Annotated in this window: 24 protein-coding genes and 1 pseudogene; 11 read left to right on the forward strand and 14 right to left on the reverse strand. The window is 66.8% G+C overall.

The features are described 5' to 3' along the window. Positions 1-112 precede the first annotated feature (112 nt). The 6 genes from G6N51_RS15170 to G6N51_RS15195 form a co-directional block, all read right to left on the reverse strand. Positions 113-628: a hypothetical protein gene (locus tag G6N51_RS15170; RefSeq protein ID WP_083168474.1), complete on the reverse strand. Its 516-nt coding sequence runs from the start codon at positions 626-628 to the stop codon at positions 113-115. A 17-nt stretch (positions 629-645) separates the two neighbouring features. Continuing rightward, the gene (locus G6N51_RS15175) at positions 646-1239 is read right to left on the reverse strand and encodes a TetR/AcrR family transcriptional regulator (protein ID WP_083168471.1); all 594 of its coding nucleotides are present in this window, start codon (positions 1237-1239) and stop codon (positions 646-648) included. A gap of 148 nt (positions 1240-1387) precedes the next feature. Further along, the gene (locus tag G6N51_RS15180) at positions 1388-2536 is read right to left on the reverse strand and encodes a thiolase family protein (protein ID WP_083168468.1); all 1149 of its coding nucleotides are present in this window, start codon (positions 2534-2536) and stop codon (positions 1388-1390) included. A gap of 4 nt (positions 2537-2540) precedes the next feature. After that, positions 2541-3350 (reverse strand): enoyl-CoA hydratase/isomerase family protein, encoded by an 810-nt coding sequence (locus G6N51_RS15185; RefSeq protein WP_083168466.1) that lies wholly within the window; start codon positions 3348-3350, stop codon positions 2541-2543. A 34-nt stretch (positions 3351-3384) separates the two neighbouring features. Continuing rightward, on the reverse strand, positions 3385-4551 hold the full coding sequence (locus G6N51_RS15190) for an acyl-CoA dehydrogenase family protein (RefSeq protein ID WP_083168463.1): 1167 nt from the start codon (positions 4549-4551) through the stop codon (positions 3385-3387). 74 nt (positions 4552-4625) lie between these two features. Then, entirely contained in the window at positions 4626-5924 is a 1299-nt protein-coding gene (locus G6N51_RS15195; RefSeq protein WP_083168460.1) for an amidohydrolase family protein, read from the reverse strand. A gap of 422 nt (positions 5925-6346) precedes the next feature. Between G6N51_RS15195 and G6N51_RS15200 the strand changes: the two genes are divergently transcribed. The 8 genes from G6N51_RS15200 to G6N51_RS15235 all read left to right on the forward strand — a co-directional run bounded on the left by G6N51_RS15200 (position 6347) and on the right by G6N51_RS15235 (position 12399). Then, entirely contained in the window at positions 6347-6883 is a 537-nt protein-coding gene (locus G6N51_RS15200) for a carboxymuconolactone decarboxylase family protein (protein ID WP_083168457.1), read from the forward strand. A 13-nt stretch (positions 6884-6896) separates the two neighbouring features. Continuing rightward, on the forward strand, positions 6897-8183 hold the full coding sequence (locus G6N51_RS15205) for an aromatic ring-hydroxylating oxygenase subunit alpha (protein WP_083168454.1): 1287 nt from the start codon (positions 6897-6899) through the stop codon (positions 8181-8183). Further along, positions 8158-8490 (forward strand): hypothetical protein, encoded by a 333-nt coding sequence (locus tag G6N51_RS15210; protein WP_073876722.1) that lies wholly within the window; start codon positions 8158-8160, stop codon positions 8488-8490. The genes G6N51_RS15205 and G6N51_RS15210 overlap by 26 nt, the downstream gene beginning before the upstream one ends. Positions 8491-8493: 3 nt before the next feature. Beyond that, complete coding sequence (locus tag G6N51_RS15215; RefSeq protein ID WP_083168451.1) at positions 8494-9726, forward strand: metal-dependent hydrolase family protein; 1233 nt, start codon at positions 8494-8496, stop codon at positions 9724-9726. After that, positions 9698-10129 (forward strand): nuclear transport factor 2 family protein, encoded by a 432-nt coding sequence (locus G6N51_RS15220; RefSeq protein ID WP_067921276.1) that lies wholly within the window; start codon positions 9698-9700, stop codon positions 10127-10129. The genes G6N51_RS15215 and G6N51_RS15220 overlap by 29 nt, the downstream gene beginning before the upstream one ends. Then, entirely contained in the window at positions 10126-11223 is a 1098-nt protein-coding gene (locus tag G6N51_RS15225) for an acyl-CoA dehydrogenase family protein (RefSeq protein WP_083168448.1), read from the forward strand. The genes G6N51_RS15220 and G6N51_RS15225 overlap by 4 nt, the downstream gene beginning before the upstream one ends. Before the next feature lie 63 nt (positions 11224-11286). Further along, positions 11287-12045 carry an acyl-CoA dehydrogenase family protein gene (locus tag G6N51_RS15230; RefSeq protein ID WP_276055583.1) on the forward strand — a complete coding sequence of 253 codons (759 nt, stop codon included), beginning with the start codon at positions 11287-11289 and terminating at the stop codon, positions 12043-12045. A 90-nt stretch (positions 12046-12135) separates the two neighbouring features. Beyond that, positions 12136-12399, forward strand: a complete 264-nt coding sequence (locus tag G6N51_RS15235; RefSeq protein WP_083168442.1) for a DUF4190 domain-containing protein — start codon at positions 12136-12138, stop codon at positions 12397-12399. Here G6N51_RS15235 and G6N51_RS29680 read toward each other — a convergent pair. Next, positions 12396-12953: an acyl-CoA dehydrogenase family protein gene (locus G6N51_RS29680; RefSeq protein ID WP_408632573.1), complete on the reverse strand. Its 558-nt coding sequence runs from the start codon at positions 12951-12953 to the stop codon at positions 12396-12398. The two genes, G6N51_RS15235 and G6N51_RS29680, sit on opposite strands and share 4 nt — an antisense overlap. A 12-nt stretch (positions 12954-12965) precedes the next feature. Further along, positions 12966-13619, reverse strand: a pseudogene (locus G6N51_RS29685) (acyl-CoA dehydrogenase family protein); the annotation flags it as partial. 194 nt (positions 13620-13813) lie between these two features. Here G6N51_RS29685 and G6N51_RS15245 point away from each other — a divergent pair. The 3 genes from G6N51_RS15245 (at position 13814) to G6N51_RS15255 (ending at position 16392) form a co-directional block, all read left to right on the forward strand. Further along, the gene (locus G6N51_RS15245; RefSeq protein WP_083168436.1) at positions 13814-14464 is read left to right on the forward strand and encodes a TetR/AcrR family transcriptional regulator; all 651 of its coding nucleotides are present in this window, start codon (positions 13814-13816) and stop codon (positions 14462-14464) included. A gap of 237 nt (positions 14465-14701) precedes the next feature. Beyond that, complete coding sequence (locus G6N51_RS15250) at positions 14702-15550, forward strand: mycofactocin-coupled SDR family oxidoreductase (protein WP_083168433.1); 849 nt, start codon at positions 14702-14704, stop codon at positions 15548-15550. Between the two features lie 11 nt (positions 15551-15561). Then, positions 15562-16392, forward strand: a complete 831-nt coding sequence (locus G6N51_RS15255; RefSeq protein ID WP_083168430.1) for an SDR family NAD(P)-dependent oxidoreductase — start codon at positions 15562-15564, stop codon at positions 16390-16392. Here G6N51_RS15255 and G6N51_RS15260 read toward each other — a convergent pair. The 6 genes from G6N51_RS15260 to G6N51_RS15285 are packed head-to-tail and all read right to left on the reverse strand — an operon-like array spanning position 16389 to position 24050. Then, the gene (locus tag G6N51_RS15260) at positions 16389-17198 is read right to left on the reverse strand and encodes an SDR family NAD(P)-dependent oxidoreductase (RefSeq protein ID WP_083168427.1); all 810 of its coding nucleotides are present in this window, start codon (positions 17196-17198) and stop codon (positions 16389-16391) included. The genes G6N51_RS15255 and G6N51_RS15260 overlap by 4 nt on opposite strands. Positions 17199-17204: 6 nt before the next feature. Then, the gene (locus G6N51_RS15265) at positions 17205-19622 is read right to left on the reverse strand and encodes a CaiB/BaiF CoA transferase family protein (protein WP_232078399.1); all 2418 of its coding nucleotides are present in this window, start codon (positions 19620-19622) and stop codon (positions 17205-17207) included. Then, on the reverse strand, positions 19622-20617 hold the full coding sequence (locus G6N51_RS15270) for an enoyl-CoA hydratase/isomerase family protein (RefSeq protein ID WP_083168422.1): 996 nt from the start codon (positions 20615-20617) through the stop codon (positions 19622-19624). Before G6N51_RS15270 ends, G6N51_RS15265 begins: the two co-directional genes overlap by 1 nt. A 2-nt stretch (positions 20618-20619) precedes the next feature. Next, positions 20620-21738: a M24 family metallopeptidase gene (locus G6N51_RS15275; RefSeq protein ID WP_083168419.1), complete on the reverse strand. Its 1119-nt coding sequence runs from the start codon at positions 21736-21738 to the stop codon at positions 20620-20622. Next, positions 21728-22978 carry a M24 family metallopeptidase gene (locus G6N51_RS15280; protein WP_083168416.1) on the reverse strand — a complete coding sequence of 417 codons (1251 nt, stop codon included), beginning with the start codon at positions 22976-22978 and terminating at the stop codon, positions 21728-21730. Before G6N51_RS15280 ends, G6N51_RS15275 begins: the two co-directional genes overlap by 11 nt. A 10-nt stretch (positions 22979-22988) precedes the next feature. Further along, positions 22989-24050 (reverse strand): amidohydrolase family protein, encoded by a 1062-nt coding sequence (locus tag G6N51_RS15285; protein WP_174814390.1) that lies wholly within the window; start codon positions 24048-24050, stop codon positions 22989-22991. Positions 24051-24095: the final 45 nt, after the last annotated feature.

The following is a 24095-nucleotide window of genomic DNA, read 5'->3' on the forward strand; positions in this document are numbered from 1 at the left end:
CTCCTTGAATTTCGGCTAGTGAGAATGTGCCTCTCGCAGATGAGTATTACATTTCCACACGGCATGGTGGTCGTCAACGAGGGGCGGTCGGCCCGGGTACCGGAGTCCGGCGTCAGCCGGCGGGAATCAGATCGGCCGCGACCGATGGCCAGGCCAGCAGCCCGCTGCGGAAGGTCTCGACGTGACCGAGCGGGGCGGCCGGCAGAGCGGCGGCGGCCAGGGCCTGGGCTTTGAACGTGTGTGCGGCCATGCTGAGCCGGTGCTGCACCAGGCCGACGCTGTCGTCGAGCTCGGCAGGCCAGGTCTCACCCCAGAGCGTGACCTCGGTAACTCCGTGGTCGAGGGCCTGCAACACCCCTTGCCGCACGCGCGAGTCGCACCCGAACAGGTCGGCCGCGGCCGCCAGGGCCTGGGGACGATGGCGTGTTCGCACCGACGCCAAGGCGTCCTCGAGGTCGACCACTTGGGCGCCCAGGATCTGCAGCGGCCGAGCGTCGGGGTGGTCAGCCAGGTCGGCCAGGAGCACGGTGACGTCCCAGCCCGCCATTGCCCGGTCGAAGAGCCAGCCGCCGGCGAACCGCACCACGTCGACGACGGTGGCGGCGACCACGTCGAGCCGGTATCTCATGTCCTCGCGCGGCTCGTCTATGGGGCGAAGTCGCGCGCCAGCGTCTCGGCGTACTGCTTGAACACCTCGGTCAGGGGTATCGATGGATCGAGCAACCATGTGGTTTCCATTCCGTGGACGAAGGCGAGAATTTCCACTGCCTTGACGGCGGGGTCTATGTCCGTGCGGTACCGGCCATCGGCCTGCCCGCGCCGGATGAGGTCGGCGACGATGTCGGTCGCAGCGCGATGCCGGGCCAGCATCCGGTCGTGCAGGGGCGCGTCGGGAAGGATGTTTTCGACCAGCAGCACGGTGAACGTCCCGACCAGCTCGGGCGCCCGGTTGAACCGGTCGGCGACCTGGGCAATCTGGGCGAAAAGATCGCCGGTCCGGTCGGCGTGGAGGTCGTCGTCGAGGTCGCGCGCGTCGAGGACGGCGTGCAGCAACTGCTCCTTGGATTCGAAGTGGTGCAGCAGCCCCGCGGGGGTGACGCCGGCCTCGCCGGCGATCTGGGCGAGGGTGGTGCTGCGCCAGCCATTGCGCGTGAGCAGCCGTTGGGCGACCTCGAGAATCCGCTGCTTGCGGTCCTCGCCCTTGGCGAGCAGCGTGTCGTATGGCCGTGCGTCGGGCACCGGACTCCTTCAACCGTTCGGTGGGCGGAACCAACCTAGTGAACACACAGTAGGTTAGTTTGCGCCCTGTGACAAGTGGCGCCCCGGACAGTCGAATTCGAGGGCGTCGTCACGCAGGGGTGCCGTATCCGGTCTGGGTCGTGCCGCGCTAGCGCACGAGCTCGACGAGGGTGGCGTTCGCGGTGCCGCCGCCCTCGCACATGGTCTGCAGGCCGTAGCGAATCCCGTTGTCGCGCATGTGGTGTGCCATCCGCGTCATCAACACCGCGCCAGAGGCGCCCAGCGGGTGCCCCAGCGCGATGGCCCCGCCCAGCGGGTTGACCCGCTCGGGGTCCGCCCCGGTTTCGGCAAGCCATGCCAGCGGCACCGGCGCGAAGGCCTCGTTCACTTCGAACGCGCCCACCTCCGAGCGCGGCACGCCTGCCTTCGTCAGTACCTTCTCGGTCGCCGGGATGGGGCCCGTGAGCATGAGCACTGGGTCGGCCCCGGTCACCGCACCCGCCAGGTAGCGCACCAGCGGGGTCAGCCCCAGCTCGACCGCCATCTCCGCGGTGGTGACCAGCAGTGCCGCCGCGCCGTCGGAGATCTGCGAGGAATTGCCCGCGTGAATCACTCCGTCTTCGGTGAAGGCCGGCTTGAGCCCGCTGAGCTTCTCGACCGTGGTGCCCCGGCGGATACCTTCGTCGGCGGCGACGACCGATCCGTCGTCGGTGAACACCGGGACGATCTGGCCGGTGAACGCGCCGGCATCCTGGGCCGCGGCGGCCCGTTCGTGGGACTGGACGGAGTATTCATCCAGCTGGGTGCGGGAGAACCCCCACTTCTTGGCGATCATCTCCGCCGACAGCCCCTGGTTGAAGGAGAAGTCGTCATAGCGGGCGAGCACCTTCGGGCCGTACGGCATGCCGGTCGCCCTGGCCGAACCGAGCGGAACGCGGCTCATCACCTCGACACCGCCGGCTACGACGACGTCTTGCTGGCCGGACATCACCGCCTGCACGGCGAAGTCGAGCGCCTGCTGGCTCGACCCGCACGCGCGGTTGACGGTGGTGCCGGGGATGGTCTCGGGCCAGCCGGCGGCCAGGACCGCGTAACGGCCGATGTTGCTGGACTGGTCGCCGACCTGCGACACGCACCCCCAGATCACGTCGTCGACGATCTCCGGGCCCACCCCGGCGCGTTCCAGCAGTTCGTTGAGGACCACAGCGGACAGGTCTGCGGCGTGCATCCCGGACAGGCCGCCGTTGCGCTTCCCCACCGCGGTGCGCACGGCTTCGACGATGACTGTTTCCCGCATATCCCTACTCCGCTTCCGTGGATCTTGTTGATGCCCACCGCCCAGTAAACGACGGCTCCCGGCGCTCCGCGAAAGCGGCATAGGCGGCGGCGGCGTCGGCCGTTGCGAAATTACCCACCTGGGCGCGGGCCTCGTTGGCCAGCGCCCCGCGCAGCGTGCTCTCGGCTCCCTCGTTCAACAGGGCCTTGGTGTGGGCCAGGGCGATCGGTGGACCGGCCGCCAGCCGGTCGGCGAGATCGTCGACGAAGGCGTCGATCTCCGCGCCGGACACCACCCACGTCACCAGGTTCAGGGCGTACGCCTCCTCGGCGTCGATCATCTCGGCGAGCAGCGCCAGCCGCTTGGCTTGTTGCAGGCCAACGAGTTTGGGCAGCAGCCAGGAACCGCCGAGGTCGATCGACAGACCACGCTTGGAAAAGATCTGACAGAACCTAGCTTCGGGTGTGGCGACGACGAAGTCGCACCCCAGCGCGAGGTTCCAGCCCGCCCCGACGGCCACTCCGGTCACCTTCGCGATCGTCGGTACCGCAAGCTCGCGCAAGGCCAGCGCGACATCGGTCAGCCGCTGCAGCTTGTGGTTCGGGTGGATATCTTCCGGGACCGAGATGTCGGCGCCGGAACAGAAACTGCCGCCCGCGCCGGTGAGCACGAGCGCGCGCACGCCGCGGTCGCGGCCGGCGGCGTGCAGTGCGTCGCGCAGCGCGATCCACAGGTCGGGGTTGATCGCATTCTTGCGGCGGGGACGATTGAGGGTCAGCGTACGCACTCCGTCGCGGTCTTCCGACAGGAGCACCGGAGCGTCAGTGGCCGTCACATCACCATGCCGCCGTCGCACGGCGTACGGGTCATCAGTAGCTCCTCGGCAGTTTCAGGACATTCGATCCCAGGAAATTCAGGATCATCTCCTGGCTCACCGGCGCGATCTTCATCAGCCGGGCCTCGCGGAAGTAGCGCGTGATGTGGTACTCCTCCGCGTAGCCCATGCCGCCGTGGGTTTGCAACGCCCGGTCGGCGGCGGTGAAGCCGGCGTCGGCGCAGAGGTATTTCGCGGTATTCGCCTCGCGGCCACAGGGTTTGCCGTTGTCGTACAACCAGGTGGCCTTGCGCAGCATCAGCTCGGCGGCGTCCAGGCGCGCCAGCGAGTCCGCGAGCGGGAACTGCAGGCCCTGGTTCATGCCGATGGGCCGGCCGAAGACCTCACGCTCGTTGCCGTACTTCACCGCCTTGTCCAGGGCTACCCGGCCGATGCCGAGCGCCTCGGCGGCGATCAGCATCCGCTCGGGGTTCAGGCCGTCCAGGATGTACTGAAAACCCTTGCCTTCCTCGCCGATTCGGTCCTCGACCGGCACCTCGAGGTTGTCGATGAACAACTCGTTGGAGCTGACGGCGTTGCGGCCCATCTTGCGGATGGGGCGGACGTCGATGCGGCCGCGGTCCAGATCGGTGATGAACAGGGTCATCCCGTCGGTCTTCTTGGTGACTTCCTCATATGACTGGGTGCGGGTGAGCAGCAGGATCTTGTCGGACTCCATGGCTTTGGAGATCCACACCTTGCGGCCGTTGACGATGTAACGGTCGCCGTCGCGTTTGGCGAAGGTGGTGATGCGCGAGGTGTCCAGTCCAGCACCGGGTTCGGTCACACCGAAACAGACATGGACTTCGCCCGTCGCGACCTTGGGCAGCGTGCGCGCCTTGAGTTCGTCGGAGCCGTGCACCACCACGGGCTGCATGCCGAAGATGGACAGGTGGATCGAGCTGGCGGCGTTCATGGCGCCGCCGGATTTCGCCACCTCCTCGAGCAGGATCGTGGCCTCGGTGATGCCGAGGCCGTGCCCGCCATATTCGGTGGGGATCGTCATGCCCAGCCAGCCGCCGTCGGCGATGGCCTTGTAGAACTCGGTGGGAAATTCGTGCGCCTGGTCTTTTTCCATCCAGTACTGGTCGTCGAATTTCGCGGCCAATTCGGCAACCGACCGGCGGATCAGCTCCTGGTCATCGGTCAGCTCGAAGTTCATTCCTGCGCCGGGCACAGCTAGGTCTCCTTCAATCGGTTAAGGGCACCGGCGCACAACCCAGTCCGGGGGTGCGGTCAGTCCGTGTTGCCGGTAAGGGCTTTCGCGTTGGCCGCGAAATCTGCGAAGGACGAGCCGCCTCGAGCGTCCTTTTCGTGGCCCTGTGCCCTGATGGACACGTCGTGCCCCTCGGCGGCTTTGCGCAGTGCACCGACCGTCGCCTGTTCGCGCGAAATGTGGGTGAACGGGTCGAACGAGTACCAGCGCATGGCGTTCTCGTAGGTCATCTTGTTGATTTCGTCGTCGGGAACGTCGTTGAGGGACAACACGTCCCACAGTTCTTCGGGCGCACCCGGCCACATCGAGTCGCTGTGCGGGTAGTCGGCCTCCCAGGCGATGTTGTCGATGCCGATCATGTTGCGCAGCGCGACGCCCACCTTGTCGCTGATGAAGCACGTCAGGAAGTGCTCGCGGAAGACGTCGCTGGGCAGCTTGCCGCCGAAGTTCTGGTGGGTCCACGCGGAGTGCATTTCGAACGTGCGGTCGGCCCGCTCGAGGAAGTAGGGGATCCACCCGGTCCCGCCCTCGGAGAGCGCGATCTTGAGGTCGGGGTACTCCTTGATCGGCTTGGACCACAGCAGGTCCGCGGCGGCCTGCACGATGTTCATCGGCTGCAGCGTGATCATCACGTCCATGGGCGCGTCGGGCGCCGTGATCGCGAGCCGGCCCGACGAGCCGATGTGCACGTTCATCACGGTGTTGGTGTCGCACAACGCCTTCCACAGCGGGGTCCAGTACGCGTCGTGGAAGCTGGGGTAGCCCATCGCGGCCGGGTTCTCGGTGAAGGTCAGCGCGTGCACGCCTTTCTTCGACACCCGGCGCACCTCGGCGGCGCACGCCTCGGCGTCCCAGATCACCGGGATGGCCATCGGGATGAACCGCGCGGGGTACGCCCCGCACCACTCATCGATGTGCCAGTCGTTGTAGGCCTGCACCAGCGAGATCGAGAAGTCGTGATCCTCGGTGGCGAACAGCCGGCCGGCGAAACCGGGGAACGACGGGAAGCAGATCGAGGCCAGGATGCCGCCGGCGTTCATGTCCTTGACCCGCTCGTCCACGTTGTAACAACCCGGCCGGATCTCGTCGAGCCCGGTCGGCTCGATGCCGTACTCCTCCTTGGGCCGGCCGGCGACCGCGTTGAGTGCCACGTTCGGGATCACCGTGTCGCGGAACTTCCACATGTCGGAGCCGTCGGGGTTGTGCACCAGCCGGGGCGCGTCGTCGATGTACTTCTTCGCCAGGTGGTTCTTGAACATGTCGGGCGGCTCGACGGTGTGGTCGTCGACGCTGATCAGGATCATGTCTTCTTTGTTCATGGCCGTTGCCCTTCCGTCGGGTCCGTCTATTCGATTCCGCTCCCACGCAGCCTCGGCGAATCGCTGTCCCGCGCCAAGATCACTAAATGAAAACTATCTTCTCGCCAAGCGAGAATCAACATCCAGCGGGCGCAGCGGCCGGGGGTCACCGGCCGACCAGGCGCGGAACGGACCGGTGAATCGCCCGCCCGTTGGCGGCGGTGTGCGAAGGCGAAAGCCCGCGTCGACCGACGCAGCGGCGCGGTCACCGAGGTTTTCGCAGGAAGGCGGGGTATCGACTGGCCCGGGCGGACGACCGGTTGCCGGCCGGGCCCGCCGCCATTGACCGGCCGCTCGATTCATGCAACTCTATTAGTTGTAAATGAGAATCTGATTCTCCTTCACCGAGAGGTGGCTGGGGGGATAGCGAGAGGAGTGCGCGGATGCGGTTGGCGCCGCTGCCCGCTGACCAGTGGGACGACACTGCCCGCACGGCACTCTCGGCAATGCGCGACGCGGACACCAACAACGCGCTCAGCACCCTCGCCCGCCACCCGGCGCTGGCCAAGGCGTTTCTCCGCTTCAACGTCCACCTGTTGACCTCGTCCACGCTGCCGCCGCGCGTCCGTGAGCTGGCCATCCTGCGGGTCGCGCATCGCCGCACCTGCGCCTACGAGTGGTCCCACCACGTCTCGATGGCCAAGGCCGAAGGAATCACCGAGGACCAGATCGCCGCGGTGCAGAGTTTTGCCGGTGAGGACGCCGGCGGGTTGGACGAGTTCGACCGCGTGGTGATCGCCGGCGTCGACGAGCTCGAGGAGAAATCACAGCTGTCCGACGAGACCTGGGCCGCGCTCGGCGAGCGCCTCGACGACCAGCAGCGCATGGATTTCGTCTTCACGGTCGGCTGTTACGCCTTGCTGGCCATGGCCTTCAACACTTTTGGCGTACAGCTCGAGAACGCCGATGAGGAACACTAAGAGAGGTAGAAAGGTGCCCCACTTCCCCAAGCCGGCCGCCGGCAGCTGGACAGAGAACTACCCCGAACTCGGCACGGCACCGGTCGACTACACGGACTCGATCGATCCGGCATTCTTCGAGGCCGAGCGCGACGCCGTCTTCAGGAAGACCTGGCTCAACGTCGGCCGAGTCGAGCGACTGCCGCGTACCGGGAGCTACTTCACCAGGGAACTGCCGTCGGCGGGCAAGGGCACGTCGGTGATCATCGTCAAGACGAAGGACGGATCGGTCAAGGCGTATCACAATGTCTGCCGCCACCGGGGAAACAAGTTGGTGTGGAACGACTTCCCCAACGAGGAGACCTCCGGCACCTGCCGACAGTTCACCTGCAAGTACCACGCCTGGCGCTACAGCCTCGACGGCGACCTGACCTTCGTTCAACAGGAAGAGGAGTTCTTCAATCTCGACAAGGGCAACTTCGGCCTAGCGCCCGTCCGGTGCGAGGTGTGGGAAGGCTTCATCTTCATCAACTTCGACCAGAACGCGGCGCCGCTGGTCGATTACCTCGGGCCACTGGCCAAGAGCATCGAGGGCTACCCCTTCGGCGAGATGACCGAGACCTATTCCTATCGCGCCGAGGTCGGCAGTAACTGGAAGCTGTTCATCGACGCGTTCATCGAGTTCTACCACGCGCCGATCCTGCACCAGGGGCAGTACACCAAGGAAGAAGCCGCCAAGATCCAGAAGTTCGGATACGAGGCGCTGCACTACGAGGTGGCCGGGCCGCACAGCCTGCAATCGACGTGGGGTGGTCAGGCCCCGCCCCCGGACATGTCAATGGTGAAGCCGATGGACCAGGTGTTGCGCAGCGGTTTGTTCGGCCCGTGGGACAAGCCGGAGCTCATCGAGAAGCTCGAGCTGCCACCGGGTGTCAACGTGAAGAGGGTGCCGCAGTGGGGCATCGACTCGTGGCTCTTCTACCCGAACTTCATGCTGTTGATCTGGGAGCCGGGCTGGTACCTGACCTACCACTACTGGCCGACGGCCGTGGACAAGCACCTCTTCGAATGCACGCTGTATTTCGTCCCGCCGCGCAATGCCCGGGAACGACTGGCCCAGGAGTTGGCCGCCGTGACCTTCAAGGAGTACGCGCTGCAGGACGCCAACACGCTGGAAGCGACCCAGACCATGATCGGCACCCGGGCTGTCACGGAGTTCCTGCTGTGCGACCAGGAAGTCTTGATCCGTCACCTGCACAAGACGACCGGTGACTACGTGAAGGAGTATCAGAACAATGGCCACGTCGCTGCTGCCCGCTGAATTCGCCGATCTCGAACCCTTTTTGGACTGGGACCTGGCCACCGAACCCGAGCGCTACGCCAAGCGGCTGTCTTCGACGATGGCCGAGATGCAGGCGTTCTACGACGTGGCTTTCCCCCGCCTGAACGACGTGATCGCCTACTGTGACAAATACCCGCTCGACGATCTCCCCGAGGACGCAAAGGCTCTCATGCACATGATGCAGTCGCTCGTCATGGTGTCGTTTCCGATCGAGGCGTGGAAACAACCGAGGGTGCCGGACAGCGGCGCGGCCTGGGTGGAGTGCATTCGGGAGCCGGTGATCTAACCGGTGTTGACGCTCAAGGCCGCCGGGCTGCTCGATGTCGACGCCGGCGAGATCGTCTCCCCCGGCGTCGTGAAGATCGAGGGCGACCGGATCGTGAGGGTCGGCGGCGAGCCGGAGGGCGAGCTCATCGACCTCGGTGACCAGATCCTGTTGCCGGGGTTGATGGACATGGAGGTCAACCTGTTGATGGGCGGCCGCGGCGAAAAGCCCGGACTGTCCCAGGTTCAGGACGACCCGCCGACGCGGGTGCTGCGCGCGGTCGGCAACGCGCGGCGCACGCTGCGCGCCGGATTCACCACCGTGCGCAACCTCGGCCTGTTCGTCAAGACCGGCGGCTACCTGTTGGACGTCGCGCTGGGCAAGGCCATCGACGCGGGTTGGATCGACGGGCCGCGCGTGGTGCCGGCCGGGCATGCCATCACGCCCACCGGCGGGCACCTGGACCCGACGATGTTCGCGGCGTTCGCGCCCCACGCGCTGGAGCTGACCGTCGAGGAGGGCATCGCCAACGGCGTCGACGAGATCCGCAAGGCGGTGCGCTACCAGATCAAACACGGCGCCGAGCTGATCAAGGTCTGCTGCTCGGGCGGGGTGATGTCGCTCACCGGTCCGCCCGGCGCACAGCACTATTCCGATGAGGAGCTGCGCGCGATCGTCGACGAGGCGCACCGGCGCGGGCTGCGCGTCGCCGCGCACACGCACGGCGCCGAGGCGGTCAAACATGCCGTCGACGCCGGCATCGACTGCATCGAGCATGGCTTCTTGATCGACGACGAAGCGATCACGTCGATGGTCGAGCACGGCACCTTCCTGGTGAGCACGCGGCGGTTGGCCGACGGTAATGCGATGGACGTCTCGCACGCTCCGCCGGAGTTGCAGGCCAAGGCGGCCGAGATGTTCCCGAAGGCGCGGACCTCCATATTGGCCGCCCACCAGGCCGGGGTGAAGATCGCGGTCGGCACCGACGCGCCGGCGATACCGCACGGGCGCAACGCCGACGAGTTGGTCACCCTGGTGAATTGGGGGCTGCCGCCGTTGGCCGTGTTGCGGGCGGCGACGGTGACCGCGGCCGAGCTGATCAACTCGACCGACCGCGGCCGGCTCGTGGCGGGCCAGCTCGCCGACATCATCGCAGTCCCGGGAAACCCCTTGGAAGACATCACCGTTACCCAGAACGTGAGCTTTGTCATGAAAGGCGGCAAGGTCTATGTCGACAAGACAGCCAACGCGAACTGACGACCTGGTCGAGATCCAGCAGCTGCTCGCCCGCTACGCCGTCACCATCACCCAGGAAGACATCGACGGGCTCATCGGCGTCTTCACGCCGGACGGGACCTACAGCGCGTTCGGCGACACCTACCGCTTGGACAGATTTCCCGAGTTGGTGGCGGCAGCGCCAAAGGGCTTGTTCCTCACCGGGACAGCGCTCGTCGACATCGACGGTGACTCCGCCAGCGGCACCCAGCCGCTGTGCTTCATCGACCACGCCACCCATGACATGCGGATCGGCTACTACCGCGACACCTATGCCCGCACCCCCGACGGATGGCGGCTGAAAACCCGTGCCATGACGTTCATCCGTCGCAGCGGCGTGCACGACTCCGGGCGCCCGCACGCGGTCGGCCGTCCCACGCCGTGAATGTCGAGGAGTTCCGGGCGGGTTTGCGCGCCTGGCTCGACGACAATGACCTGACCCCCGGCCCCGACCACTCGCTGCAGGGCAATATGCGGCAGTTCGCCAGGGTGAGCCGCGCGCTGTATGACGCCGGCTGGATGCGCTACGGCTGGCCCGCCGAGGTCGGCGGATTGGGCGGTCCCGCCCTGTTGCGCGCGATCGTCGGCGAAGAGGTGGTCGGTCGCCGACTCGCCGAACCCGGGCCTTATTCGATGCTCGAGGTGCTCGCACCCACGATGATCGACTACGCGCCGGCGGCGCTTGCCGCCGAGATGGTGCCGCGGCTGCTGAGCGGCGAAGAGCACTGGTGTCAGGGCTTTTCCGAACCGGGGTCCGGCAGCGACCTGGCGTCGCTGACCACCCGCGCGACGCAGCGGGGCGACGAGTGGATCGTCAACGGGCAGAAAGTCTGGACCAGCTTCGCGCAGTTCTCGGCGCGCTGCGTCCTGCTCACCCGCACCGCGCCGGGACACGACGGGATCACCGCCTTCTTCGTCGATCTCGACACCCCGGGCATCACCGTCCGGCCGCTGCAGACGATGCACGGGGTCGACGAATTCTGCGAGGTCTACTACGACGATGTGGTGATCCCGGGTAGCCGGATGCTCGGCCGGCCGGGCGACGGCTGGCGGCTCGCCATGGACCTACTCCCCTACGAGCGGTCCACGTGCTTCTGGCAACGAATCGCCTACCTGTACTCGCGCTTCGACGACCTCATCGCCCAGGCGTGCGACGCCGGCGAGCCCGACGAATCCGCGCTCGGGGCGGCCTATCTGGCGTTGCACACGCTGCGCTGCCGGTCACGCGACACCCAGCACCGGCTGCGCGGCGGAGCACGACTGGGACCGGACACCTCGATCGACAAGGTGCTGCTCGCCGGCGCCGAGCAGCGGCTCTACGACACCGTCCGCGACCTGCTGCCCGGCACGCTCGAGCTCGATGACACGCCGTGGCGTCCCGAATACCTGTACTCGCGGGCGGCGACCATCTACGGCGGCACCGCCGAGATCCAACGCAATATCATCGCGCGCCGGCTCCTCGACCTCGGGAAGGAGTGAACCGTGGACACCGCGACCGATGCCGAGTCGTTGCGCCTGCTCGAAGGTTCGTTGCGAACAACGATGGTGGCCGTATCGGGGGACGAGCTCGACGCGGCGCTGATCGAGCTGGGCTGGCGCGACATGTTGGACGAAATGCCGGATTTTGCGATCCCTTTGGTGTTCCGTCTGCTCGGCGAGACGGGCGCGCATGCCCCGGTGCTCAACGACGTGGTGTCGCGCGAGATCGGCGCCGCGCCGGGAGGCGCCCCGCCGCTACCGTTTGCGGGCGGGTCCTGGGTGAAATGGCAGCGCGGCGCGGGTGCCGAAACGGCTATCGACGAGTCGCTGCCGATATACCGTGTGCTTCAAGGTGATTCGTTACCGTCGTCCGCGCTGGATGCCGGCAGGCGCGCACTGGGTTGGTGGTTGGTCGGCGCCGGTCGGGCCATGTTGTCGCTGGCGCGTCAGCACGCCTTGGACCGCGTTCAGTTCGGGCGGCACATCAGTTCGTTCCAGGCGATCCGGCACCGGCTGGCAGAGACGCTCGTCGCGATCGAGGGTGCCGAAGCGGCGCTGCATGTCGCCGGGCAGCCCCACGATCACGACGGGCTGGCCGCACTGCTGGCGAAGGCCGCCGCCGGCCAGGCTGCGCTGACCGCCGCCCGCCACTGCCAGCAGGTGCTCGGCGGCATCGGCTTCACCGCCGAGCACTCGCTACACCACCACGTGAAACGGTCGCTGATCCTGGACGGGCTGCTGGGAAACACCCGCGAGCTGACCCGCGAGGCCGGAAAGACGCTGGTGGACAAGCGGTTCGCCCCCCGGCTTGCGCAGCTGTAGCCTCGCGCGCCACGTCGCAGAGTTTCTGCGACGGATGGCACCGGGGACCGGCGCGTAGACTGCGTCCGGCCGCCAACACGATGGGACGCGATGAGTCAGCCCGAGCCGATCCGAAACGAGATGGGCGTCGCCTCGCTGCTCGTGGGCTTGGTCGCCCTCCTCACGTGCTGGATGCTGGTCGGGGTGCCCTTCGGCATCGCGGCGGTGATAACAGGTGACATTGCGCGCAGAAGGGTGCAGCGAGGAGAAGCGAATAATCCCCGAATCGCGCTGGCGGGCATGGTGTTAGGGGCGGTGTCGATCGCGGCCGGGCTCGTCGCGATCGGCTACTACGCCTGGCTGGACGCCCGCTAGTTCCGCGGCAACCCCAGCACACGCTCGGCGATGATGTTCCGCTGAATCTCCGACGTGCCGCCGGCGATCGTCGCGGCGAAGGTGCGCGCATAGCGGTCGAACCAGCTACGGTAATGGCTGTCGAGGTTCAGCGGAGCGAACGGGGCGGTCATCGCGCGGTGCACGAGCCCGTCGCCGTGCTCGGCGTCCAGGGCGTCCTCGGCTGCCCGCTGCAGCGCCTCAGAACCCAGCAGCTTGAGTACCGACTGGGCGGGCACGTCCTCCTCCCCGCGAGCGGCCCGCGACAACGCCGCGGATCCCAGTAGCCGCAGCGCGTGGGCGTCCATCACCAGGGTGGCGTAGCGATCGCGTTCCAGCGGGCCCGATGGACGGAAATCCACGCTCAGTTCGTGCAACAGGTCGACGTATCCCATCCACAGCATGACGCGCTCGTGCCCCAGCGACCCGGTGGCCACCCGCCATCCGCCGTTCAGCTCGCCCACCAGGTTTTCGGCCGGGACGCGCGCGTCGGTGAAAAACACCTCGTTGAAGTCGACTTCATCGCTGTCACACATCGACGCGAAGGGCCGGCGCACCACACCGGGTGTGTCGGTCGGGATCAGCAACACGCTAATGCCCTTGTGCTTGGCGGCCTTTGGATCGGTACGCACGAAGGTCAGCAGCACGTCGGCGTCGTGGGCGCCCGATGTCCACACCTTCTGCCCGTTGACGACGAAATGGTCACCGTCGACCACCGCCCGGGTTTTCAGCGACGCCAGGTCCGAGCCCGCGCCGGGTTCACTCATCCCCAGCGACGCGGTGATCTCGGCCCGCAGGATCGGCACCGCCCACTTGCGCTTTTGTTCGGGCGTTCCGAAGGTCAACAGGGAGGCCGCAATGATGCCCACACCCTGCGGATTGAAACTTTGGTAGATGTGCCGCCGGCCCAGCTCCTCCAGGTACACGTACTGCTGCAACAGCGTGGCGTTGCGTCCGCCGAACTCGGGCGGGTTGCCCGGCAGCAGCCAACCGCTGTCGAACAGCAGCCGCTGCCAGCGCCGGGCCCATTCCGGCACATCCGAGCTGGAGCGGGGCCTGTCGAAGGCCTCGGCCTCGGGGGGCACATGGGTGTCCAGGAAGGCGACGAATTCTGCGCGGAACGCCTCCACGTCGGCGTCAAAGGTGAGCTGCACGCGACTCCCCGCAACGGTCGTGAGCACTTCCCCGCGTCGGTAGATCACGATTTCCGCCGGCGGCGCGGTTCGCTCTTATGATTACGCTTCCCTACACACGTCTAAGAGAATAGTATTCTCGTGACACGAAAGTTACAATCTCCGACACATGATCCGTGAGGGGGTCGAGCGCAGCGATGTCACGGCGTTCTCCGGTAGAGTCCAATCATGTTCTCCCCTCGCGGCAATCAGCTGAGCCGGCCGTGACCAGCCCGAGCGAAGAGCCCGCCTGGAAGCAGCGCGCCGTCGAGAGGTCCATCAAGACGGCGAAACTGCGCGCCGCGCAACGGGTTCAGCGCTTCCTCGACGCGGCACAGGCCATCATCATCGAGAAGGGCTCCACCGACTTTACCGTGCAGGAGGTCGTCGACCGGTCCCGCCAGTCGCTACGCAGCTTCTACCTGCAATTCGACGGCAAGCACGAGTTGCTGCTGGCGCTGTTCGAAGATGCCCTCAGCCGGTCCGCCGACCAGATTCGCGCCGCCACCGAAAGCCAGTCCGATCCCCTCGAGCGGCTGAAGGTTGCCGTCCAGCTCCTGTATGAGGCCTCCCGTCCGGATCCGACGGCCAAGCGGCCGCTGTTCACCGACTTCGCGCCGCGGTTGCTGGTCACGCACCCGGCCGAGGTCAAAGTGGCGCACGCCCCCCTGTTGGCGCTGCTGACCGAATTGATGGAAGCGGCGTGCGACGCGGGTAAATTGCGGGCGGGCGTCAATCCGAAGCGGATGGCCGCCATGACCATGCAGACGGTCATGTTCATCGCGCAATCCAGCGGCGGCTCTGACGACGCGACCGTCCACCCCATCACCAGCGACGAGGTATGGGATTTCTGTTCGCGCGGCTTCGTCGGCTAGCGCAAGCGCACCCGTCCATCACCCATGCTCGAGCTGACCACATAGCGCACGCCAATTTGCTGACGAGAATGCGCTTCTCTAATATTTAGAACCGCAAGTAACCAAAATGGATTTGCCGTTGACACCCCCGACGGGGTGGTGACAGAGTGCAAAGGCGGCGAGATCGGGGATCCCGGGGGACGGGTCCGGCCGTTGTGCACCCAGGCGCGCGATCACTAGTCAGGAGTAGGGGTAGCCATGACCGGACGTGTTGAGGGCAAAGTCGCCTTCGTCACCGGAGCGGCGCGCGGTCAGGGCCGCAGCCACGCGGTGCGGCTGGCGCAGGAGGGCGCCGACATCATCGCCATCGACATCTGCAAGCCGATCCGCGAGGGCGTTACCGACACCGCGATACCGGCGTCGACGCCCGAGGACCTCGCCGAGACGGCCGACCTGGTCAAGGGGCACAATCGCAGGATCGTCACCGCCGAAGTGGACGTGCGCGACTACGAGGCGCTCAAGGCCGCGGTGGACAGCGGCGTCGAACAACTGGGCCGGCTCGACATCATCGTGGCCAATGCCGGAATCGGCAACGGTGGCGACACTCTGGACAAGACCAGCGAAGAAGACTGGACGGAGATGATCGACATCAACCTGTCCGGGGTGTGGAAGACGGTGAAAGCCGGTGTGCCGCACCTCTTGTCGGGCGGCCGGGGCGGTTCGATCATCCTGACCAGCTCGGTCGGCGGGCTGAAGGCCTACCCCCACACCGGCCACTACGTCGCCGCCAAACACGGGGTTGTGGGGTTGATGCGCGCGTTCGGAGTCGAGTTGGGGCAACACATGATTCGGGTTAACTCGGTGCACCCGACCCACGTCAAGACGCCGATGCTGCACAACGAGGGAACGTTCAAGATGTTCCGCCCGGACCTGGAGAACCCGGGACCCGACGACATGGCGCCGATCTGTCAGCTGTTCCACACCCTGCCGATCCCGTGGGTGGAACCGATCGACATCAGCAATGCGGTGCTCTTCTTCGCGTCCGACGAATCCCGCTACATCACCGGAGTGACCCTGCCGATCGATGCGGGTAGCTGCTTGAAATAGAGTTCCGTCCCATGGACGGGTTTGAAGGTCGCGGAACGGTCGTCACGGGCGGTGCGAGTGGTATCGGTTTGGCGACGGCCGCCGAATTCGCCCGCCGGGGCGCCCGCGTGGTGCTCTCCGACGTCGATCAGCCCGGCCTGGAGCAGGCAGTAAACCACCTGTGCGCCCAGGAATTCGACGCACACGGCGTGGTATGCGACGTCCGGCATCTCCACGAAATGGTTCACCTCGCGAAAGAATCTTTCCGCCTCCTAGGCCGCGTCGACGTCGTCTTCAGCAATGCCGGCATCGTGGTCGCGGGCCCGATTGCGCAGATGACCCACGACGACTGGCGCTGGGTCATCGACATCGACCTGTGGGGCAACATCCACGCCGTCGAGGCGTTCCTGCCGAGGCTGCTCGAACAGGGCACGGGCGGACACCTCGCGTTCACCGCGTCCTTCGCAGGCCTCGTTCCCAACGCCGGCCTAGGGGCCTACGGCGTCGCCAAATACGGTGTGGTCGGCCTGGCCGAGACGCTCGCCCGGGAGGTAAAGGACAGCGGCATCGGCGTTTCGGTGCTGTGCCCGATGGTCGTTGAGACCAAACTGGTCTCCAACTCGGAACGGATCCGGGGTGCGGATTACGGGCTGTCGTCTTCGCCGAAGGCGGCGGACGGGACGCTACCGACTCAGGACGCGGGCGTCGGCGTGGAAGATGTCGCCCGGTTGACGGCGGATGCGATCCTGGCCAACCGCCTGTACGTGCTGCCGCACGAGGCCGCGCGCGCGTCGATCCGCCGCAGGTTCGAACGCATCGACGGCACCTTCTCGGACCAGGCCGCCGAGGGGTGGAGCCACTAGCCGGACGGGCCGAGCCGGTACTCGCCCGTTTTCGGGTCGTGATACCAACCGCTCGCCGCGTGGGTGCCGCCGTCGACGTGCAGCGTCTGCCCGGTCAAGTACGCCGACATGTCTGATGCGAGAAACACCGCGACGCTGGCGATTTCGTCGACGTGACCAGGGCGTCCCAGCGGCACCACGTGACCGATCCCGGTCAGCGCGGCTTCGCCGCCCAGCTGCGCCAGCCCTTCGGTGAGCGTGATGTCGGGGGCGATCGCGTTGACCCGGATGCCGTGCGGCGCCAGTTCCAGCGCGGCGGTCTGGGTGTAGTTGATGACGCCCGCCTTGGCCGCCGCGTACGCCGCGTATCCCGGCGCCGCACGCACGCCCTCGATCGAGGTCACCGAGACGATGCTGCCGCCGATGCCGGCCGACACCATCTGCCGCGCGACGCGCTGGGTGCACAGCAGCACGTGGCGCAGATTGGCCCGGTAGAGCGCATCCCAACCGTTCTCACTGGTTTCCAGCAGCGGAGAGGAAAACACCCCTCCGGCGTTGTTGACCAGGATCGTCGGCGTGCCGAGTTCGGCGTTCGTGCGCTGCAGCGCGTCGTCGACCTGGCCGCTGTCACGGACATCGGCGACGATGCCCAGGGCGCCAATGGATTCCGCGGCCTGCGCGCAGGTCTGCGGGTCGCGCTCCCAGATCGCCACGGACGCGCCGAAGGCGGCCATCCCGGCGGCGACGCCGCGACCGATGCCCGCCCCCCCACCGGTCACCACCGCCACGCGACCGGTGAGCAGGATGTCGGAGGGATCGATCGTCATCGCCGGTCACATCGCCGGTGCGCGGCCGATCACGTCGCCGGCTTCCAGGTCGGCGATTTCGGAGGCGCTCAACCCGAGCTCGGCCAGCAATTCGTCGTTGTGCTGGCCCAGCAGCGGCGCGTGCCGGCGGTGGAACCTCGACGGCCCGGTCGACATTCTCATCGGCACGGTGCTGAGCCTAGCGGGGCCGTTCACCGGGTGGTCCACTTCCTCGAAGAAGCCGCGAAACGCTAGCTGGTCCAATTCCGTCTGGCGGTGCGGCTGCATCACCTTGGCCACCGGAACGCCGGCCTCCCACAGAGTTGCGACTATCTCGTCGCCGCCGCGCCGCGCGCACCATGCGGTCAACCGTTCGTCGATGGCGTCATGGTTTTCGCTTCGACCGGTCGCGGTGGCCAGTTCGGGATCCGTCGCCCACGAGGACGATCCGATCGCCACGCAAAGAGCGCGCCACTGCTCGTCGGTGTTCACGGCTATCGCGACCCAGCAGTCGGGTCGGCCGAACTCGTCGGTGCCGGCGCTGCGGTAGAGGTTTTGGGGCGCCGCCGTCGGACCCCGGTTGCCCGCGCGTTCCAGCAGCGCCCCGTACGCGGAGTATTCGATGATCTGCTCGGCGGCGATGCTGAGCGCGGCGTCGACCATCGCCGCTTCGACGAAGACGCCCTGGCCGGTGCGCCGCCGGTGCTCCAGCGCCAGCAGCAGCGCATTCACGGCGTGCATGCCCGCGTTGGGGTCACCGATCGAGTAGGGGTCATACGGCGTGCGGTCGGCGTATCCGGTCAGCCACGTCAGTCCGGACGCGGCTTCGATGACGTAGGCGAACGCTGGGTTGTCGCGCCATGGGCCGTCGAGGCCGAAGCCGGGCATTCGCACCATCACGACGTCGGGCCTGATGGCTTGCACCGCAGCGAAATCCAATCCCATCTGGTCGAGCACCCGCGGTGTGAAGTTCTCCACGACCACGTCGCAGGTCGCGATGAGCCGGCGTAGGAGATGCCGGCCGCGCGGGCTCTGCAGGTCCAGCGTCAGGCCCTTCTTGTTGGTGTTGAGCGCCGCGAAGATCGGGGACTTCTCCCACCACTGGTTTTCGATGACGGGCACGCCGGCGATGAGTCGCGTCCCGTCGGGACGGCGGGTGGACTCGACGTGGATGACCTCTGCACCCAGCATCGCCAGGAAGTGGGTGCAGCAGGGGCCCGCCCAGAACGTTGTCATGTCCAGCACCCGAAGCCCATTGAGCGGCAATCGATTTGGTGGACCGGTAGGGGCTGGCCGGGAGACGAGTTCTGCGGCGCGGTAGCGCTCGTTGTGCTCTCCGAGCCGCGGCGCCCGTTGCGGCGCTCGGAGCCGCGCGGGTGTCATCCGGTAGGGGTGGCCGGGCTGCTGGAACCCGCCGCCCGGGTTGCGAACGAACGAACCACGCTCGCGAAAGTGCTCCAGCGATGCGATGTCGGCGCCGTTGGCCACCGGAGCGTTGGGGATCCGGAATGCCGTAGCGAGCTCGCGGATCTCGTCTACCGTGTTGCTTTCGAACCACGCGTAGATCTCGTCGGCCTTGACATTGGCCCGCTCGGTGATGGTGAGCGATGAGTCCTCGTCGATCCATTCCGGGTGGCCGATCATCGCGCACAGGTCGAACCACTGTTGCGCGGTCCCGCAGCCGACGTCGACGAGTCCATCCTTGGCGCGCGCCACACCTGGCACCGTGACGCGGCGCGCATCCCGCCAGGGCCGCCCCAGCATCTCGAAATAGGTGACTGGATAGTAGGTCAGCGACAGGATCTGTGTTTCCAGCATCGACAGGTCCAGTAGTTCGCCCGGGCCATCGCCGGTGCGGCCGTATCGCGATGCCAGCATGGCCGCGCTCGCGTAGACCCCGGCCAGGTACTCGCCGGCCTGGCCGCCCACGAATACCGGCGCGCGGTCGGCCTGGCCACGTCCGAGGCCGACGATCCCGCCGGACCATGCCTGCAAGGTGAATTCGGAGGCAGGGCGGTCGTGCCAGGGTCCCCGGAGCCCGAACGGCGTGATCGACATGACGGTGAGATGCGGATGGCGGCGGTGCATCGCCGCGGGCGCGAAGTCCGGGCGCTCCGCGACCTCCGAACCGCCGGACCACACCACCGCATCGGCGGCCGCCAGCAGCCGGTCGACCAGGCGCATATCGTCATCGATGCGGCGATCCGCGACGACGCTGCGTTTCGACCCGGCCAGAAAACTGAACAACGCCCCGTCATTGCCCGGCGGTATGACGGCGCCCGAGGCCGACCAGGAACGCAAGGGATCGCCTTCGGGCGGCTCGACTTTGATGACGTCCGCTCCGCCGTCGGCCAGCAACTTGGTGCAGTAGGCACCCGCGATTCCGGTGGACAGGTCGACCACGGTGTAGCCGGCCAGGGGCGGTTCGGCGGTGGACTCCGCCACTAGCGCTTCCGCTTCCGGCTGGGCTCCTTCTTGCCGCCTTCGTTCTTGCGCCCCTTCTTGCTCAGTCGCCATTCCGGCGGAAACCGGTCGTCGTTGTCTTTCACCGCTTTACCCAGACCCCGTTCGACGGCGTCGCCGAGGGTGAAATCGTCGGGGCCGTCGGGCCGGACGCGGCCGCCCAGCGACTCGAAGAACCCGCTCAACATGCTGCCCAGGTACTCGCCCTGGAACTGTTTCATGATCTCGAAGAACACCTTCTGCATGAACACCGTGTCGGTGGGACGGTTCCGCGCGCAGGCCAGCGCGTACCTGTCCACCTCCGCCTCGAGTTCTGCCCTGGGCACCACACTGTTGAGGAAGTTGCAGTCGTACATCTCCGCCGCGGTGAAAGCCCTTCCGGTGAAGACCATTTCCTGAAACTTCCGGATTCCCATCGTCTGGGCCCACCACCACATCCGTGGACCCCAGCCGTAGTAGCGGAAGGACGGGTGCCCGAAGAGCGCGTCATCGCTGGAGATCACCAGATCCGCGTCGGCCGCCTGGTAGAAATGCCAGCCGTAGCAGTAGCCCTTGGCCTCCAGGATGCTGATCTTCTTGAAGTCCTGCAGGCCCCGTATCCCCGAGTTCGGGTTGGCGTACCACTGGCCCAGGGTGGCGCCATGGCGAAATGAGCCCTCGGGGGGAAACCTGACGTCCTCGTCGCCGATCCGGTACTCGGCGAGCCGGTTATGCTGATCCACCGAGTTCTGCGCCGCCATTTCCTCGGTGAGATCGGCACCGGAACCCAGGTCCTCACCGGCCCCGCGGACCACCAGCACCTTGACCTCGTCGTCAATCGAGGCCCGGTGCAACAGGTCGGCGTAGCGCAGCCGGGCGGCGATGGTGGGCGCGTTGAGCTGCCCGGGCCGATCGAACGTGATGGTGGCGATGCGGGTCTCGGGGTCCTTGTGGTACCTGATGATCTGCACGGCCGGCGGACCGGACTTGCCGGACATGGCTATTCCTGCCAGAACGGGCTGGAGGTCAGCACCTCTGGTCCATCGGCGGAGATCAACACGGCCTCCCGTCCGAAGACGGCGCCGATTCCCTGCTCCCAGACGTAGCCCGTGACCGCCAGCACCATGCCGGGCTCCAACCGCTCCTGTGCCGCGGTCGCGGGCAGGTGCTTGGAGATCACGGGCGGGTCGAAGCCCATGCCCAGGCCGCGGGCCACCGGCATCGGCGGCGCCGCTTCCCCCGCGGCCTGGTAGGCGCCCAGCAATTGGCCGGTTCCCCCGCCGGGCCGGCACGCGGCTAGCAGCTTGTCCCACAGGCGTTCCCAGCGGCGGTACAGGGCGGCGGCGCCGCGCGCCTCGCCCGCCGGCCAGGTGCGCCCGACCTCACCGACGTAGCCACCGGCGAGCACCCCGGCCGAAAACGCCACCAGATCACCGTCTTTCACCCGTCCCTCGCCGTCCGCTCGCCGCCAGGGATGATCGGGTGAGGTCACCCACGCCACATCCTGATTCGACGGGGTGCTCACCCCGCCGGCGGCGACGGCCTCCAGCAGGGCACCGGCCAGCGCCTGCTCGCTCACCCCGGGCCGCAATTCGGAGACGGCAGCGGCCAAACCCTTTTCGGCCACCGAGATCGCGTCGCGCAACGCCACGACTTCTTCGGCCGTCTTGATGCGCCGCGCGGCGCGCATCGCCAGTTCGCCGTCCACGAGTTCCGCATGGGGAAACGCCGTCGGCAGCAGCTGGGCGAAAACCGGTGATATCGCATCGGTTCCGACACGGCGGGCGGTCGCGGCGCCGTCGATGCGCTGCAGCGCCGACATGGTGTTCATCGGATTCCACGAGATCCCGTACAGGTTCTCGTGTGGAATGTCATCGGGGACACCTTCATCCCACGTGCTTAACAGGTGAATAGCCCCGGTCGCGCGCACGAGCACACACGTCGGACCGAACGGCCGAGTGCCCGCGACCCACAGCTGCGGTGCGCCGGTGACGTAGCGGACGTTGGCTTGGCGGCCGAGGACCAGGACGTCGAGGTCGTGCGCCGCCATCTGGTCCAGCACCCGATGACGGCGGCCCGAGCGCAGCGCGCGGTCGTCAGGGCAAACTTCAACTGACATGGGAGCCATACGGGTCATAGGGGTAGTCGGTCAATCGGATCCAGCCTTCCTCGGTGATCACCAGGACTTCTTCACTGCGGTAGCCGCCGGTGCCGTCCTCCCACACCACGGGCTCCAAGACCAGGACCATGCCGGCTTGGAGGACGAATTTTTCGTCGAAGTCCTGGCCCAGATCCGTTCCGATCATGGGCATTTCGGCCGCGTTCACGCCGATGCCGTGGCCCAGGTAGAAGTGCGGCAGCCACGGCTTACTGCCGCCGTTGGCGTTGGTTGCGGCCCGCCCCAGGTCGGCGGCCGTGGCGCCGGCCTTGGCAACATCCAGGACGGCGGACATGATCGCGAACCATTTGTCGAACTGCGCCCGCTGACGCGGCGACGGATCCCGGCCGACGATCCAGGTGCGTCCGAAATCCGAGCAGTAACCGTGGTAGGTGATGCTGACGTCGGTCCACAGCACGTCGCCCTCGGCCAGTTCTCGCTCGGTGCTCAGCAGGGGCAACGCCAGGTCGCCGTGCGTGGTCCACACACCGTCGGCCTTGGTCGGCGGCATCACCTGCCAGATCGGCTCGAGCATGCTTGCCGTGGCGCCCAACTCGAACGCCCGCCGCAAAAAGCTTGCGGACAGGTCGACCTGACGGATCCCCGGGGTCAACCGCTTCTGGACCTCGACCATAGCCTCGTCGGTGATCCGGATCGCGGTGCGCATGCACGACAGTTCGTCCGGTGTCTTCACCGCCTTGGCCGCGCTGACCACGGCCGCCGCGTCGACGGGCCCACCCTTGGGGAACAACGACTTTGCCGCCCGCGACATCGCGCCGGTGCACTCGTCGACCGCGATCACCGCGCCGGCCGGAATCAGATCTGCCAGCAGGCGCGCGAAATTGTTTACGCCTTCGTCGAACTCGAGATAAACCGGCCCGTGCACATGATCGGCGGGCAGGTCGGACTCCCGGGCGGCGCCCTCGCGAAACGGCAAGAACAAATGCGGGCACTCGTCTCCGGCGAGCACCACGGCCACCGGCCGCTCCACGTAGGACAGACCCGCATCACCCAGCGGCCAACTGGTGCCGGTGGCATAGACCACCGCGCTGTTGCCCAGCAGGATCATTGCGTCGACGCCGCGTTCGGCCATCGCCGAACGCAGCCGCGTCCCCGTCTCCCGGCGCATGCGCCCCAGGTCGGGCGTCTCGGGGATCACCAGGCTGCTGGTGCCCGCGCCCGCTTGCGCGAACGTTGTCATCGCCGCGCCCCTACAGGCCCAGGAACTTCGTGACGTTGCCACTCACGATTTTCGCGGCGTCCGCGGGACCGACTGCGTCGACGACCGCGGCCAGCGACTTCTCCGAGTAGCCGTAAGTGCTTTCGTTGTGCGGGTAATCGCTGGACCACATGACCTTGTCCACCCCGATCTTGTCGATCAGCTGCAGGCCTAGCGGGTCGACCATGAACGACGCGCTCATGTGGGTGTCCCAGTAGTACCGCACGTCGTGCTCTAGCGGACGGTTGAACATGTGCTGGTAGGAGGCGACCAGGTGCTCGGCGTCCTGCAGCGCCCACGGCACCCAGGCGATGCCGCCCTCGAACCAGCCGAGGCGCAGCGCCGGGTGCCGGTCAAGGATGCCGCCAAAGATATACTTGGCGAACGTCTCCCGGAACCCGTCGATGTTGATCATCATGCCGACCACCACGCTGTTGAACTCGGTCGGGCTTTTCGGGGGGGTCTCCCCGATGTGATGGGTGATCGGAAGTCCTGCGGCCTCGATCTCGTCCCAGACGGCATTCATCGACGTGCTCGAATAGTCGATCGGGTTACCCTCGTCGTCCTTGCCGGGATTCAGCGGTAGGAGGAACGTCTTGAGCCCCAACGATTTCAGCTCGTCGAGCGTTCTCCTGGCACCCTGCGGCTCCCACCAGTTGATCAGCCCGGCGCCGTAAAAATGACCGTTCGACCGTTCCTGGAGTTCCGCGATGTATTCGTTGTAGATGCGGAAGGCCAGCTCGCGCAGGTTCTTGTCCGGGTAGTGGAAGAGCGCCAAAATCGCGTTGGGAAAGGCCAATTCCTTATCGACGCCGTCGTCATGCAGTTCCTGGATGCGGGCCTCGATGTTGGTGCTGGCCGCCCCGGGCAGGTCGTCGTACTGCATCAGCACCGCGCTGAAGTCCCCCGGCAGGAACGACTGGCCCTTGCGGCCGACCTGGTAGGCGCCGTCCTCATACCAGATCCGCGGCGCCTTGTCTTTGAGGTCATCCGGAAAGCGTTGGTAGAAAATGTCGTCCGCCAACGAGATGTGATTGTCCGCGGAGAACACCACGGTTCCCGCGGGTAGCCCGACATCGGCGCCCGAGGCGTGACCGCG

It is taken from the genome of Mycobacterium paraseoulense, from assembly GCF_010731655.1.
GTDB classification, from domain to species: domain Bacteria; phylum Actinomycetota; class Actinomycetes; order Mycobacteriales; family Mycobacteriaceae; genus Mycobacterium; species Mycobacterium paraseoulense.

Bases quoted from the DNA above. Each gene is read 5' to 3' on its own strand.
- G6N51_RS15180 (WP_083168468.1), bottom strand. From the start codon at position 2,536: ATGCGGGAAACAGTCATCGTCGAAGCCGTGCGCACCGCGGTGGGGAAG.
- G6N51_RS29680 (WP_408632573.1), bottom strand. From the start codon at position 12,953: ATGTGTGACAGCGATGAAGTCGACTTCAACGAGGTGTTTTTCACCGAC.
- G6N51_RS15255 (WP_083168430.1), top strand. From the start codon at position 15,562: ATGGACGGGTTTGAAGGTCGCGGAACGGTCGTCACGGGCGGTGCGAGT.
- G6N51_RS15230 (WP_276055583.1), top strand. From the start codon at position 11,287: ATGGTGGCCGTATCGGGGGACGAGCTCGACGCGGCGCTGATCGAGCTG.
- G6N51_RS15210 (WP_073876722.1), top strand. From the start codon at position 8,158: ATGGCCACGTCGCTGCTGCCCGCTGAATTCGCCGATCTCGAACCCTTT.
- G6N51_RS15220 (WP_067921276.1), top strand. From the start codon at position 9,698: ATGTCGACAAGACAGCCAACGCGAACTGACGACCTGGTCGAGATCCAG.
- G6N51_RS15275 (WP_083168419.1), bottom strand. From the start codon at position 21,738: ATGTCAGTTGAAGTTTGCCCTGACGACCGCGCGCTGCGCTCGGGCCGC.
- G6N51_RS15235 (WP_083168442.1), top strand. From the start codon at position 12,136: ATGAGTCAGCCCGAGCCGATCCGAAACGAGATGGGCGTCGCCTCGCTG.
- G6N51_RS15270 (WP_083168422.1), bottom strand. From the start codon at position 20,617: ATGTCCGGCAAGTCCGGTCCGCCGGCCGTGCAGATCATCAGGTACCAC.
- G6N51_RS15190 (WP_083168463.1), bottom strand. From the start codon at position 4,551: ATGAACTTCGAGCTGACCGATGACCAGGAGCTGATCCGCCGGTCGGTT.
- G6N51_RS15280 (WP_083168416.1), bottom strand. From the start codon at position 22,978: ATGACAACGTTCGCGCAAGCGGGCGCGGGCACCAGCAGCCTGGTGATC.
- G6N51_RS15170 (WP_083168474.1), bottom strand. From the start codon at position 628: ATGAGATACCGGCTCGACGTGGTCGCCGCCACCGTCGTCGACGTGGTG.
- G6N51_RS15250 (WP_083168433.1), top strand. From the start codon at position 14,702: ATGACCGGACGTGTTGAGGGCAAAGTCGCCTTCGTCACCGGAGCGGCG.
- G6N51_RS15195 (WP_083168460.1), bottom strand. From the start codon at position 5,924: ATGAACAAAGAAGACATGATCCTGATCAGCGTCGACGACCACACCGTC.
- G6N51_RS15200 (WP_083168457.1), top strand. From the start codon at position 6,347: ATGCGGTTGGCGCCGCTGCCCGCTGACCAGTGGGACGACACTGCCCGC.
- G6N51_RS15260 (WP_083168427.1), bottom strand. From the start codon at position 17,198: ATGACGATCGATCCCTCCGACATCCTGCTCACCGGTCGCGTGGCGGTG.